This window comes from Fusicatenibacter faecihominis (genome assembly GCF_020686945.1).
Taxonomy (GTDB): Bacteria; Bacillota; Clostridia; order Lachnospirales; family Lachnospiraceae; genus Limivivens; species Limivivens faecihominis.
Window position 1 is genome coordinate 1 of sequence record NZ_JAJEPR010000020.1, and the last position, 13,843, is coordinate 13,843.

The window sequence follows — 13,843 nt, forward strand, 5'->3', positions numbered from 1 at the left end:
TTTGAGCAGATATGCTCAGATGTGCAATTCATCTCACCACCTGAAGAGGTGGGAGAATTCTTGCTACATTTGTTAAACTCAAAAAAGGTCCACTGGACCTTTTTCTCATATGCATGGCAACAAAATGACCCGGAGAGTTCCCTGTCTGAAACTCCCGGGCCACTTCGTCCAATCAGGCAGATGCGGATTTTCTGCCTTTTTTAGAAGGAGGTATTAAACTTTGTGTATCTTAATATATGCACAGCGAGATGCATACAATCATTTCATAAACAAATGTCTGCCTACCCATGGCGACAAGCTGCGGATAACTGTGGAAGTATCCGGATTGGATGTTTGACTTTCATCGGAAGCCCATCTCAAATATCAAGCAGGTTTCCTGGCTCACAGATCATCATGTCTGCTCCCCTTCTCACATAAGTTTCCTGGGTAATGCAATGGGATAACTGAGCGACACTCCCTGTTCACAGTGACCGGATCGTCCAGGATTCTCACCTGGTTCCCTCTTCAGACAACAGTCTGCGGAATGACTGCTGGCTGCACTTGATACTGCAATATTAAATTACACGCCTATACCATAGCATGCCATTCCAAGATTGTCAAGAGTTTAACACTCTTTTTTATTTTCTTCCCGTCACCAGGAACATGGGCGTGGATTCCCCGTTGATCTGATCTGCCCGGCTTAAAATTCTCTCGTTGACGGTTTCGTCCGAGCGGCAGTCCTGAAAGCCGATTTCTTCCATCACATGAAGGTCCCAGGCCGGACGGAGGATTTCCGTCAGGGGCACAGCGGCGGCAATCCGCTCCATCTCCGCAATATCCGTTCCCTCGTAGTAATCTTCCACCTGCTGCTCTTTTGTCTTCTTCCGGTCTTCCTCATAGCCCTTCCGGAGCTCTTCATCGCAGAGATAGCGGTACCAGTTGGCATCAAAATTCAGCAGCACTCCGTCCTTTTTGAGAACCCGGTACCACTCCTGATAAGCCCTCACCGGATGCTCCAGGTTCCAGGTCACGTTTCTGGTGATCACCGCATCAAAGGTTCCATCGGGGAACTCCAGATTCTGGGCATCCATCTGCTGAAAATGAATCTTCTCTGAGAGCTCTCCGGCGTTGGCTTTCGCCTCTTTCAGCATCTCTTCCGTATAATCCACAGCCGTCACCTGAATCCCTGCCTCCGCCAGAATGATAGCAAAAAAGCCCGGGCCGGTTCCCACATCCAGAAGATGGATCTCCGTAAGGGGTTTGTCCGGAAGTTCCGCAAGGATTGCCTGCCGCCATTTTTCCCTCTGTTCTCCGGAAAGCTCTCCCTGATTGTACTCGGAATAGCCTTTCGCCCGTTTTGTCCAGTATTTTCTGATATCTTCCAGTAATTCACTCATATTTCTCTCCTCTATTTATAGTACAGAATCGATCAGCTGCCTGGTGTAGGCTTCCTTCGGCCGGCTGATGACGTCCTCTGTCTTTCCCTCTTCGACGATTTCTCCCTGATACATGACCAGCACCCGGTCACAGAAGTCCTGAACCAGGGCCAGGTCATGGGAGATGAAAAGAAAAGACAGCTTTTTTTCATTTTTCAGGCGGAGCAGAAGCTCCAGGATCTGTTTCTGCACGGTCACATCCAGCGCGCTCGTGGCTTCGTCACAGATCAGAAGCGACGGTTCCACTGCCAGTGCCCTCGCGATGGCCGCCCGCTGACATTCGCCGCCGCTCACCTCCCCGGGATAGCGCTCTGCAAAATTCGGTGTCAGGCCACAGGTAGAGAGAAGCTCCGCCACTTTTTCTCGGACTTCCTTTCTCTTCAGCCCTGAATTTCTTAAGCTCTCCCCAATTCCGCTTCCCAGCGTTTTTCCGGAATCGAAGGACTCCTTCGGAAGCTGAAACACCAGCTGCATTTCCCGATAGCACTTCCTCCATTCTTTACTCCCCGCATGGGTAAGATCTCTGCTCAAAAACTCTATTTTCCCTTTGGTCGGCGCAAGAAGCCCGGTGAGCATCCGCACCAGTGTACTTTTTCCGGAGCCCGATTCGCCCACAATTCCAATGGCCTCTCCCCGGTAAAGTGAAAAGCTTACATCCCGGACTGCCAGAAAACGTTCTCCCTTGTTTTCAAAGGCTCTCGTCAGTCCTTCTGCCTTAAGAATCTTCTCCATCAGCGCCCCTCTCCTTCCTCTTTTGCCCGCCGCAGGGTAAGGGTGGAAGACAAAAGCTGCCGGGTATAGGCTTCCTTCGGATGCTCCAGCACCTCTTCCAGCCTGCCATACTCCACCATGCAGCCCTCCTTAAGCACCAGCACCTGATCCGCCATAGCCCGCACCACACCGATATTGTGGGTGACAACCGCCATGGCCGTCCCTTCTTCCTTTCGAAGCTCCAGAAGCTTTTCCACTACCTGTTTCTGGAGCGTCACATCCAGCGCACTCGTGGGCTCGTCCGCCAGAAGGAGGGTCGCAGGAAGCTTCGCTGCAAAAGACGCAGCCACATCCTGATGCGAGACATAGCTTTCTCCCAGATTTCCTGTAAGCATTCCTTTCAGCCATTTTCCATACTGTACCAGAAAAGGCTGATCCAGACCATATTCTGCTCTGGCCTCATTGATGACCTCCTGTGAGACGGCGGTACCGGCATTTTCATACATGTAGGTCACTGCATCCCCGCCCGCCAGACGCATCATGGCAAAGGACAGGAACGTAATGCCCAGCACCACGGGAATCAGCTGGAGCAGCCTTTTTATTACATATTTTCCCATTTTTTCTCCTGTTTAAAACAGCTGTACAAACCCGCCCCGGGGGATGTACAGCTGTCTTCTTTCACTCTTTTACTGCTTTTAATGCAAACATAGGCGTAGGATTATAGAACTTGTCAAAATTCCGGTAGATCCGGTCTGATAAAGTCTCATCCACCGTAACGGAGGCATATCCCATTTTTCCCAGCACTTCCAGGTCCCACTGGGGGCGCAGCTTTCTGCTGATCTCCAGCTCATCCTTGATGGCCTCACATTCCTGCACCAGCCCCTCTTTCAGACGGCAGTGGGCATGCTCCGGAGGAAGCTTTTCCTCATCTCTCGTGAAATCATCGTGACCGTAGTCCGCATCGAAATTCAGGAGGACCCCGCCCTTTTTCAGGACTCTGGTCCATTCCCGGTAGGCTTCTTCCGCATGAGGCAGCGTCCAGGTCAGGTTTCTGGAAACCACCACATCAAAGGTCGCATCCGGGAACTCCGGCTTTTCCGCATCCATGACAAAAAACTCCGCCGAAGATTTCTGCTCCTTTGCCAGCTCTCTGGCATGGTAGATCATATGATCCGTCAGATCAATTCCCATCACCTGATGGCCTCTTGCCGAGAGCATCAGCGCAAAAAAGCCGGTGCCAGTTCCCACATCCAGAATCTTCAGTTTTCTGCCTTTCGGAAGATTTTTCTCAATCTCTGAAAGCCATTTTCGTCCCATCTCGGAGTTCTGTTCCTCCGTCCGAAGATCGACAAATTCATGGCTTCTCTCGGACCAGTAGTTGATAATACGCTCTTTTTCCATTTATCCGCTATTTTAGGCAGCGCCTGTTTTATCCGCGCTTGCGCTACCTTCCTTTCTCTGTATAATTGCCCGTTTCTGATGATTATACGTTTTTGGAAAAGAAGCCGCAACCCTGACCGGGGGATGTTTTCTGTCTTGTATCAAAAAAAATTCATGTAGGGGTTATTCCACTGTGATCTTTCGGATCACCGGCATTTTCACTGGCTTATTCCAGGTTTCCGGACCGTAGGTGGGCTCGTCGGCAATTTTATCCAGAACGGAAAAGCCCGAGAGCATCTCGCCGAAGGCGGCGTAACGGCCGTCGAGCTTCGCCGCATCCTTATGTACCACAAAGAATTGGGTGTCCGCCGTATCGTAGGCGTCGTCTCTCGCCATGGAGATGGCTCCCCGGACGTGTTTCAGGGGATTATCCACACCGTTTTCCAGAAATTCCCCTTTGATATGCCAGTCGCACTCGGCCATGATATCGTTGGTCCGGGAGCCGCCCTGGATCACATAGTCCTTCACGATCCGACACCAGCAGAGGCCGTCGTAGAAGCCCTCGTTGGAAAGCTTTTTAAAAGATTCCACAGTGATCGGCGCATATTCCGGATAAAGCTCAAAAACCATGGTTCCAAAACCCTCGGTCTCAATTGTGCAGCGGCGGGTATCCAGCCGGACAAGTTCCTCCTTAATCCGGGATAAAATGTGGCCCATGACATAGAAGGCCGTCTCAAAACGGAGATAATCCAGCGTATTTTCATCCCACATAAATTTCAGCGTGGCCGGAAATTCCTCATCGGAATGCCAGAACTGAAAGATCACCGGCAGGAAATCAAAAACCGGAAGCTTTGCGGCCGCATCCCCCGGATGGTCTTTCGTGCCGCCCAGGTTTTCCAGCACTTTCTGGAGCTTTTCCGTATTCTCGTCAAAGAGTTTCTCATAGGTAGTATAGAGGCCGGAGCCCGGCGTCGCCGCATAGCGTACAGACTTCATCCGGTCGATCGTATTATAAGTTCCGGCCAGCTGGCAGTCGTCCTTCGAGCTGCAGAGCACATCCATGATAGCCAGAGTTTCCTCAAACCCTGCCTGGGCCGGCTCAAAATAATCTTTCCCGATCTCTTCCCGGTTCCACTCGATCCTTCCGTTCTTTCGGCTGATTCGATAGTCTCTTCCCACAAAGCGGAGATAGAGATAGTTTTCATCCGCTTTCAGGCTGAATTTCCGGATCATTTTTTCCTGATCATAGGCGAGGAAACGCTGCTCCGCATCCTCCCGGGTCTTATCATAGTTTGTCTTCTTCTCTTCCATAACTGCTCCTTATTCGGTCTCGCTTTCTGTCTCAGTCTCTGTTTCAGCAACGTTTCCGGCTGCATCCACGCCGTAGATGAACTGCTGGAGGTAGCTGCTGTTGGCCGAAAGATCCGGAATCAGGACCTCCATTCCGGCAGACAGAGTCACGCAGTTATATGTGCCGTCCACGGGAATGCGGTAGCTCTCGATGCCATCGATGCCGCCGGTGAGCACCGTATAAATGTAGCCCACGATCTGGCCGATGGAAAGGTCTGTCGTAAAATTCGGGAAAATTTCATAGGCCAGCCGGATGAGATTGAAGGGACTCATATTTTTTGCTTTTTCATAGGCTGCCATCAGTACCTTGCGCTGACGCTCTGTCCGCTCCCAGTCGGAATTTCCGATAAAACGGGTCCGGGAGTAGGCCAGAAGCTGGGCCGGAGTCATGGAATTGACACCTTTTTTCAGGGTCCAGCCGTTTTCGTCAGTTTCCGAAAGATCGGAATGTGCATTCAGATACTTTGCCTCGGTGGCATTGAGCTCAATATCCAGATTTCCAAGTACGGAAAGAGACTCCATGAAACCGTCGAAGTCCACCTCCACATTTCCGTCGATGTGGACACCTAAGTTTTCCTCGATGACCTCATCCAGAAGTTCCATGCCTCCGAACTGATAGGCCGCGTTGATCCGGTTATCTTTATAGCCCGGAATCGGCACATAGAGATCACGCATAACGGAGGTCAGGATGATTTCTCCTTTATCCTTGTTGACACTGCAAATAATGATGGAATCGGAACGCTGGCGGTCTTCTCCCTTCCGGCGGTCCTGACCGATGAGAAGAATGTTGGAGACCTCCTCATCTTCCATAACCTGAATCTCTGCCTTTCCCCAGTCAATGGAATCTGCATCCAGGCCATCCACACCTTCGGCCTCTGCCTGATCCAGGCTGTTCAAAAGCTCCAGATCTTCCTGGCTGTAAACGGTCTCGGCCTCCGTTTCACTCTCCGTCTCCGCCGCCTGCACAAAGGAGCAGCTTCCGGTAAAATTCTGACCCACGGTTCCCGCAAAGCAGGCAGCTGCCAGAACTGGCGCGCAAAGTTTTTTCCATCTTCTAACGTTTCTCATCGGTATCCTCCAATCTCATCCCTTTAAAATAGGTAATATCTGACATCATTATAATATAGGAAAATCCCCTTGTCCATCCAAAAAAAGAAGACTGCACAGCTCCTGATTTTGGCACTGTACAGCCTTCTTATGAGTTTTGTCTGATGGATCAGTCTTTTTTTAAGCGGGAGAAGAAGCCTTTTTTCTCATAGGGGTTTCTCGTGATACCGGTGACGGTATAGCCGGTCTTGTCGATGACCTCGCGGATCTTCTCATCCGGAATATCCTCCTCGATCACGATGACCGTTTTTCCTGCTCCGTGGGAAGAAGAAACCTTCTTCACCGTCGGGAAAGCAGCGCGCACTGCGTCGTTTACATGGCTCTCGCACATACCGCACATCATTCCATCTACACCAACTGTAATTTCCTGCATGCTCTTATTCCTCCTTAAATACTTATCTTCAGGCAAGTACCTTATAGCCTGCGTCCTCTACTGCTTTTTTCAGGATTTCTGCCGGTACCTCTTTGGAGAGAGTTACCACAGCGGTTCCTTTCTCGTGGCTCACCTCTGCGGAGACTACGCCGTCGATCTCCTCCAGGGCTTTTTTCACTCTGGCCTCGCAGTGACCGCACATCATTCCTTCTACTTTCAGTGTCATATTTTCACCTCCTTTATTCTGAGGAGCGGCAGAACCGCTCTTTTCTATGAGTTTCTGGCTTCCCAGAGCGTCTTTTCTCTTCCTGTCATGGCTCGCGTCGCCCATCTTAAAGAGATTCAGGCGAAGGGCATTGGTCACTACGCAGAAGCTGGAAAGGCTCATGGCCGCAGCTCCGAACATGGGATTTAAGGTCCAGCCAAAGATCGGAATCCAGACGCCGGCTGCCAGCGGAATACCGATAATATTGTAAATGAAAGCCCAGAACAGGTTCTCGTGAATGTTCCGGAGCGTTGCCCGGCTCAGACGGATTGCAGCCGGCACATCGGAGAGACGACTTTTCATCAGGACGATATCCGCCGCATCGATGGCGATATCTGTTCCGGCTCCGATGGCGATACCGATGTCGGCTCTCGTAAGTGCCGGAGCGTCGTTGATGCCGTCGCCCACCATGGCTACCCGGCCTTTTTTCTTCAGTTCACTGATGACGGCTTCCTTGCCATCCGGCAGAACGCCTGCCACCACTTCATCCACACCGGCCTGTTTTCCGATGGCCCGGGCGGTACGCTCGTTGTCTCCGGTCAGCATCACCACATGGATGCCCATGTTTTTCAGCTCCTGAATGGCTCTGGGGCTGTCTTCCTTAATCACATCTGCCACAGCGATGATACCCATGAGGTGGCCGTTCTCTGCAAAGAAAAGCGGAGTCTTACCTTCCTCTGAAAGGGCTGCTGCTTTCTCGGAAAGCTGTCCGGAAACCGTGCTCTCTTTGCTGATGAAGGAAAGGTTTCCTCCGGCCAGCTTCTTTCCGTTCAGGCTTCCGGTGAGGCCATTTCCGGGAACTGCCTGGAAGTCTTCGATTTCTGATGCGGAAAGCTTTCTCTCCTCCGCCAGTGTCAGGATCGCTCTTGCCAGCGGATGCTCACTCTTCTTCTCCAGGGCATAGGCTTTTTTCAGAAGCTCCTCTTCCGTATAGCCATCGGCCGGGAGAATATCTGTCACCTCCGGCTCGCCGCTGGTGATGGTTCCTGTCTTGTCAAGAGCCACGATCTGGATCTTACCGGTCTCCTCCAGGGAAACGGCGGTCTTAAACATCGTTCCATGCTTGGCGCCCATACCGTTTCCTACCATGATGGCCACGGGAGTCGCAAGGCCCAGAGCGCAGGGGCAGCTGATTACCAGAACAGAAATACCTCTGGCCAGGGCAAAACCGATGTCTTTTCCTGCCAGCAGCCAGACCGCAATTGTGATGAGGGCGATCGTGATAACCGCGGGCACGAAGATACCGGATACCCGGTCTGCCACCTTGGCAATGGGCGCTTTGGTTGCCGCTGCATCGCTCACCATTTTGATGATCTGGGAAAGTGTCGTGTCCTCGCCTATCCGGGTGGCCTCACAGACCAGATAACCGGACTGGTTCAGGGTCGCTGCGGAGACAGGGTCCCCGAGCGCCTTATCGGCCGGGATGCTCTCACCGGTCAGTGCTGCCTCGTTGACCGCGCTGTTTCCTTCCCGAACAATACCATCCACGGGTATATTTTCACCGGGGCGCACCACAAAGAGATCGCCGATCCGCACCTGCTCGATGGGAACTTCTTTCTCCGCGCCGTCTTTTCTTAAGACTGCGGTCTTCGGAGCCAGTTTCATAAGGCTCTTGAGTGCATCTGTGGTCTTTCCCTTCGAGCGGGCCTCCAACATTTTTCCGACGGTGATCAGGGTCAGAATCATGGCCGCGGATTCAAAGTAAAACTCGTGCATGTAGCTCATGACAGCATCCATATCGCCTCTTACCTGCGCTCCCGTCATTGCAAAGAGCGCGTATACACTGTATACAAAGGATGCAGTGGAGCCCAGCGCCACAAGCGTGTCCATGTTCGGGGCCCGATGTGCCAGGCTCTTGAAACCGCTGATGAAGAATTTCTGATTTACCACCATGATAGCTACCGTAAAAAGCAGCTGTACGAGGCCCATGGCGATGTGGTTTCCATCAAAGAAGGCGGGCAGCGGCCAGCCCCACATCATATGGCCCATGGAGAAATACATCAGCGGGATCAGAAGAGCCACGGAGACGATGAGACGTTTTTTCATCTTCGGGGTCTCTGTGTCCTTCAGCATGTCGTCATAGTCGGAAGCGCCGCCCTGCGTTTTTTCAGTGCCTTTTAAGGATGCGCCGTAGCCAGCCTCCGTTACAGCAGCGATAATCGCAGACGACGAAGCGGTTCCTTCCACTCCCATGGAGTTGGTCAGAAGGCTTACCGAGCAGGAGGTCACGCCGGGCACCTTGGAAACGGCTTTTTCCACCCGGGCACTGCAGGCTGCACAACTCATGCCGGTCACGTTGTATTGTTCCATATTGTTTTGTCTCTCCTTTCCAGGGGGACGGTGTTTTTGGCTTTTTTCCTGTCCCCGTTGGTATTTTTCATAGTTGTCTGTTTCTCACGTCAAACGCCTGTTTCTGTAATCAGAAACGGCGGTCCTTTGAACTTTTCACCCAAGCCTCACTTCATCAGCTTCTGCAGTGTTGTTACCAGTTCATCGACAACTTCATCATTTCCTTCCCGGATGTTGTCGGCCACACAGGTACGGATGTGATCTGCCAGAAGCACCTTGTTAAAGCTGTTCAGTGCGGCGTTTACTGCAGCCACCTGGGTCAGAATATCCGTACAGTAGGCGTTCTTCTCCAGCATGTTCTGGATTCCTCTTACCTGACCCTCGATCCGTTTCAGGCGATTCATCAGGTCTTTGTATTCTTTATCTGTCCGTACCTTCGTCTTACCTCCGGTCATCTCACAACAACAGCAATGTTTCTCTTCTGCCATGCATTCATCTCCTCTCCGTATACCCCTCACCGGTATTTTACGAGTGCATTATATACCCCCTGTAGGTATTTTGTCAAGAGGACTATGTGAGAAATTTTGTCACTGTCAGTCTGCACCGTAAAAGCGCCGGTTAATCATTTTCCTCGTCGCCATAACAAAAAAGAAGACACCGCCGGGATGTCTCCTTTTTTTCATGTCTTCCACCTTTATTTTTCCTGTACATTGATAATCACTTTCATTGTCGTCTCTCGATTTGCATCGATGTACTGATATGCTTTCAGATAATCTTTGAACGCAAACACCTTGGAAATCAGTGGTTTCAGATATACCTTTCCCCCGTTTACCAGTGCAATACCCTCCACATAATCATCATGACGGTACATCATGGTACTCTTAATATCCAGTTCATGGTCATTTGCGACTGCAAGATCAATGGTTGCCATATCCGCAAAGACAGCTACCAGAACGATCACGCTTCCTTTTCTCGCATATTTGATGGCCTGTCCCATGGTAATATTATTTCCGGCACAATCATAAATCACATCTGCTTTATCCGGCCCAAAAGCTTCAATCATAGCCTCACCGAAATCCTTCTCTTTTGTATTTACACATACATCAATTCCACATTCCTTTGCTTTATCCAGGCGAAGATCACTAATGTCCGTAATCATAACCTTTGCTGCTCCCATTCCTTTTGCAGACTGTGCAACCAGATTGCCGATTGGTCCTGCCCCGAGAACAGCAATGTTCATTCCTTTCACATCCCCCATCTGTTTCACCGCATGTACAGCGACAGCCAGCGGCTCAATCATCGCACCTTCTTCGTAAGACATCTCTTCCGGAATCGGCGTTACTTTGGACGCATCTACCGCAAAATATTCTGAAGCAGTTCCCGTTGTCTGAAAGCCCATCACCTTCAGTTCTTCGCAAAGGTTGTACTTTCCATGGCGGCACGGATAACAGTGTCCACAATAAACCTGCGGTTCAATCGTCACCTTCTGGCCTTCATGAAATTCTGTAACATCCTTTCCGATCTTTGTGATCTCTCCGGATACTTCATGCCCCTGGGTAACCGGATATCTGGTAAAGGGGTGTTTTCCATGGTACACATGAATATCCGATCCACAAATCCCAATGTTCCGGATTTTCACTAATACCTGATCATCCTTTACTTCTGGAACCGGCACCTCTCTGAAAATAATTTCTCCTGGTTTTGTCATTACCTGCTGTAACATCCTGCAACTCCTCCTTTTTTATTATCTTTTATTAAATATTTTATTAAAGTAATTATATTATTATCTCAACAAACGGCTTTGTCAATACCTTTTCTATACTTCTGCCCATTGCACAAAATTACATAAGTAAATTTATACAATGTTTCCAACTATAAAAGCCAGCGGAAAAAACATACTTTCATACGTTTTCCCGCCGGCCTCTCATCCAGACGATTACTACATCTCTTTTATAAACTTCTGTAAAAAATATTTTGCCGCACCTACCGCAGAGGCTTCTCTTTTATAAGCACAGATTTTCAGATATCTGGCGTCATGATCAAAGCCGTTATAAGCCATCACCTTTTCTCCCAATGTAAGCATCGCATTCGCCAGATATCCTCCTACTTCTCCCCCAAGGATGATATCCATATCATAGGCCATCCGTAAGTTTGAAATCAGAATTGCCAGCTTATCCAGATATTCCTGCCAGATCTGTTCCGCCTCCCTTTCTTTTTCTCCCACCCGCTTCATAAACTGTTCCAGGCTCTGACCTGTCTCATCTGTCAGCACCTTTGCCGCGCAATAGGCATCCGCACAGCCCTGCTTCCCGCAATAGCACCTCTTTCCTCCCGGAACCAGGATCATATGGCCAAACTCACCGGCCTTCTGATTTTCTCCCGAAACCAGTTTGCCATCAATGCAAAAGGCTCCGCCAAGCGTACTATTTAAGGACAAATACAATGCATTTTTGTATGTGTTCTGGTTCTCTGCCATCATAGCCGCGTTCGCATCGTTCTCAAAATATACCGGCAGCGAAAAAATCTGCTCCAGAAACGTAAGGCTGTAATTTTCCAGCTGAAGCGCATGGGATTTGATCAGCATTCTCTCTTTTGCATTTATAATTCCCGGAATGGAAATACCAATTCCAAGAATCCGCCCGGGATTTTCCATATCTGCAAGAAAACGCTCCAGTTCTTTCCGAAGCTGTAAATAATAAGATGTTTCCGGAGAAAATTCCAGGAAAATTCTTTCATACTTTTCAATTTCATATCTCAGATTTACAAGCACAAAGCCCACATGTTTTGCAGTAATTCCAATTCCAACCGCATAACGGTATGCGGGATTCATACTGATCCTTTTCGCTTTCCGTCCGCCTGTAGACTCATACGCTCCCGTTTCCATCACAATTTTATCTGCCAACAGCTCATTCACATTTGACAAAACCGTTGGCATACTGAGATTCAGATTTTTGTAAAGTTCTACCTTTGACGTTGCTTCATGGTTTATGATATAGGTTAGGATTTTCGATTTTGTAATATTTTTCTTTTCCGCTCCGGCCATTTTTTAAGATTCCTTTTATAAAAGTTTTTATAAAAGGAATCTTAATCTCTTTTGGAAAATTTGTAAAGATCAAATTTCCCTGATATTCCTTCAGGGCATCTGCAAAGTCTTTTCCTGCTGGAAATGTTTCTTTAAAATCCAACTTCTATTCTCCCAGACGTACTCAGGAATTCCGGTCAATCAGCCTGACAATTCTCTGTCTGTTATATCTCTGCATCGCCACAAACATCAGATCAAACAGCGCTGACAGAATGGAAGTAATGACAAACACCGGATAGGCTCCGAACCAGTTTCCTGCCAGGATCGGCAGGAAGCTCAGCACTGCGATCGTTTCATGCCCCAGTTCGGCCTGGCAGGTGGCCTGGGCGATCTCATCCCAGGTGTGCTGTCTGGGATCAAAGGTATTGGGACTATAGGTTGGCATTTTATTTTTCCAGCGTTTCACTCTCAGCTTTTCATAGAAACGCATTTCCGCTTTGCTCACCTGATACCAGCGCCTGCTGTAATCCGCCCGGTTCTTCATCGCCGAATGATACAAAAAGGCCACAAGCAGTCTCATTGCAAAATGATAGGTAACCGTTCCCAGTGTAATTGCCAGCGTAAGCAAAATTTCCAGAGAAGTGTTTTCATACAGGATGCTGAACACAACAGTCCCCACAAAAGATACCGCAGGAATGATTTTTAATAATTTTTTCATCGTCATTTTCTTTTCCTCAGCCCCTCGATCAGCCCGCACAGCTTCTCCACATCCATCGGCTTGGACAGGTGGGCATTCATACCGGCTTCCAGACATTTCTTTTCGTCTTCCATGAAGGCATTGGCCGTCAGGGCAATGATGGGAATTGTCCGGACATCTGGGACAGCTGCTCTCTGGAATCATCCAGAATACTGAAACACTGTTCTGTAGCCACCTTCTGCACGGATGAAGTATAATTAAAAAGAATTCCCACAATCAGTACAATCAGAAGAGCCGTCATTTCCATATAAAATAAAATAAATATAGCGTTTATTCCCTGTTTTTTCTTTCATATTCTTCCTCGTGCTTTCATCGTTTTACTATTCGGAATCAGTGTACCATATTTTTCTGAAAAAAGCAGTATCTTTTAACTGACTTTTCATGATATGATAATTTCAGTTCGCACTTTCACAATACAGTTAAGATCTATTTCAAGAAACGGAGTTTTCTTATGCATTTAGAAGCTTTTTCCATTGTTCCTCTTCTTGATGAGGAAATTTTCCAGACTGCCTTTGAGCATCTTCCCTCTGACGGACTCTGGGCCCACAGAAAAGAAAAGATCCTCCGCCAGAAAAAAGCAGAGGATCGCTGTCTTACGCTCGCCGCCGGACTTCTGGCCCGTCGGGCCTTTTTGAAAATGAAAGTGTCTTTTTCCGCCCTTTCCCTGGAAAAAGGAGGAAAACCGGTTATCGCCGATGAAAAGCACTTTTTTAACCTTTCCCACAGCGGGATGTACGCCGTCTGCGCTTACGGACTTTCTCCCTCAGGTGTCGATATCCAGAAGGAAACGCCGGACCGCTTTCATATCGCAGAACGCTGCTTTACCGAAGGGGAACAGGCGCTGATCCGGGAGCAGGGACCGGAAATGTTTACGAGGATCTGGGCCAGGAAAGAGAGCTATTTGAAATTTACCGGGCAGGGTATCCGCGTTCCCTTAAATTCTTTTGAGGTGCTCCCGGGTGAGCAGACGCTTCCTGTTTTTTTTCAAGAATTTACCCTGGAGGGGTATCGGATTGCGCTCTGCTCTGAAGAAGAAATGGCCGTGTCCCTTAAGTTCCTTACACTGGAGGAACTACTTTTTTAAGCAAAAAAACCACCGAAGAAGACATCCCCTCAACGTCTTCCCGGTGGTTTTTCTCTTATTTGAACCAATAGGGACAGTTAAAAGTCCGAA

15 protein-coding genes and 1 riboswitch are annotated in these 13,843 nt (G+C 49.1%); of the genes, 1 reads left to right on the plus strand and 14 read right to left on the minus strand.

The genetic code is table 11. The annotated features are described in order from the left end of the window. Nucleotides 1-349: 349 nt before the first annotated feature. Nucleotides 350-559, minus strand: a riboswitch (cobalamin riboswitch). Nucleotides 560-617: 58 nt separating this feature from the next. The 14 genes from LKD71_RS11565 to LKD71_RS11630 all read right to left on the minus strand — a co-directional run bounded on the left by LKD71_RS11565 (nt 618) and on the right by LKD71_RS11630 (nt 12,776). Beyond that, nucleotides 618-1,376 carry a class I SAM-dependent methyltransferase gene (locus tag LKD71_RS11565; protein WP_178045279.1) on the minus strand — a complete coding sequence of 253 codons (759 nt, stop codon included), beginning with the start codon at nt 1,374-1,376 and terminating at the stop codon, nt 618-620. Nucleotides 1,377-1,391: 15 nt separating this feature from the next. After that, a complete protein-coding gene (locus tag LKD71_RS11570; protein ID WP_227615530.1) occupies nt 1,392-2,147 on the minus strand; it encodes an ABC transporter ATP-binding protein in 756 nt (251 codons plus the stop codon). Then, entirely contained in the window at nt 2,147-2,743 is a 597-nt protein-coding gene (locus LKD71_RS11575; RefSeq protein WP_227615531.1) for an ABC transporter permease, read from the minus strand. The genes LKD71_RS11570 and LKD71_RS11575 overlap by 1 nt, the downstream gene beginning before the upstream one ends. A 61-nt stretch (nt 2,744-2,804) precedes the next feature. Continuing rightward, nucleotides 2,805-3,527 carry a class I SAM-dependent methyltransferase gene (locus tag LKD71_RS11580; protein WP_227615532.1) on the minus strand — a complete coding sequence of 241 codons (723 nt, stop codon included), beginning with the start codon at nt 3,525-3,527 and terminating at the stop codon, nt 2,805-2,807. Between the two features lie 162 nt (nt 3,528-3,689). After that, on the minus strand, nt 3,690-4,817 hold the full coding sequence (locus tag LKD71_RS11585; RefSeq protein ID WP_227615533.1) for a DUF3786 domain-containing protein: 1,128 nt from the start codon (nt 4,815-4,817) through the stop codon (nt 3,690-3,692). 9 nt (nt 4,818-4,826) lie between these two features. Continuing rightward, entirely contained in the window at nt 4,827-5,924 is a 1,098-nt protein-coding gene (locus LKD71_RS11590; RefSeq protein WP_227615534.1) for an LCP family protein, read from the minus strand. 148 nt (nt 5,925-6,072) lie between these two features. After that, nucleotides 6,073-6,336 (minus strand): heavy-metal-associated domain-containing protein, encoded by a 264-nt coding sequence (locus LKD71_RS11595; protein WP_227615535.1) that lies wholly within the window; start codon nt 6,334-6,336, stop codon nt 6,073-6,075. Nucleotides 6,337-6,364: 28 nt separating this feature from the next. After that, complete coding sequence (locus LKD71_RS11600) at nt 6,365-8,911, minus strand: heavy metal translocating P-type ATPase (RefSeq protein ID WP_227615536.1); 2,547 nt, start codon at nt 8,909-8,911, stop codon at nt 6,365-6,367. A 146-nt stretch (nt 8,912-9,057) separates the two neighbouring features. Continuing rightward, nucleotides 9,058-9,378 carry a metal-sensing transcriptional repressor gene (locus LKD71_RS11605; protein WP_178045268.1) on the minus strand — a complete coding sequence of 107 codons (321 nt, stop codon included), beginning with the start codon at nt 9,376-9,378 and terminating at the stop codon, nt 9,058-9,060. A gap of 206 nt (nt 9,379-9,584) precedes the next feature. Continuing rightward, nucleotides 9,585-10,613: a zinc-dependent alcohol dehydrogenase gene (locus LKD71_RS11610; RefSeq protein WP_227615537.1), complete on the minus strand. Its 1,029-nt coding sequence runs from the start codon at nt 10,611-10,613 to the stop codon at nt 9,585-9,587. Between the two features lie 216 nt (nt 10,614-10,829). Beyond that, complete coding sequence (locus LKD71_RS11615; protein ID WP_331466453.1) at nt 10,830-11,792, minus strand: ROK family protein; 963 nt, start codon at nt 11,790-11,792, stop codon at nt 10,830-10,832. 76 nt (nt 11,793-11,868) lie between these two features. Then, nucleotides 11,869-12,075, minus strand: coding sequence for a hypothetical protein (locus LKD71_RS11620; protein WP_178045265.1), 207 nt, complete (start codon nt 12,073-12,075; stop codon nt 11,869-11,871). Nucleotides 12,076-12,096: 21 nt separating this feature from the next. Beyond that, a complete protein-coding gene (locus LKD71_RS11625; RefSeq protein ID WP_227615539.1) occupies nt 12,097-12,630 on the minus strand; it encodes a glycosyl-4,4'-diaponeurosporenoate acyltransferase CrtO family protein in 534 nt (177 codons plus the stop codon). Between the two features lie 2 nt (nt 12,631-12,632). Then, nucleotides 12,633-12,776 carry a response regulator gene (locus LKD71_RS11630; protein WP_178045281.1) on the minus strand — a complete coding sequence of 48 codons (144 nt, stop codon included), beginning with the start codon at nt 12,774-12,776 and terminating at the stop codon, nt 12,633-12,635. Nucleotides 12,777-13,120: 344 nt separating this feature from the next. Between LKD71_RS11630 and LKD71_RS11635 the strand changes: the two genes are divergently transcribed. Beyond that, a complete protein-coding gene (locus LKD71_RS11635; protein ID WP_227615540.1) occupies nt 13,121-13,753 on the plus strand; it encodes a 4'-phosphopantetheinyl transferase family protein in 633 nt (210 codons plus the stop codon). Nucleotides 13,754-13,843: the final 90 nt, after the last annotated feature.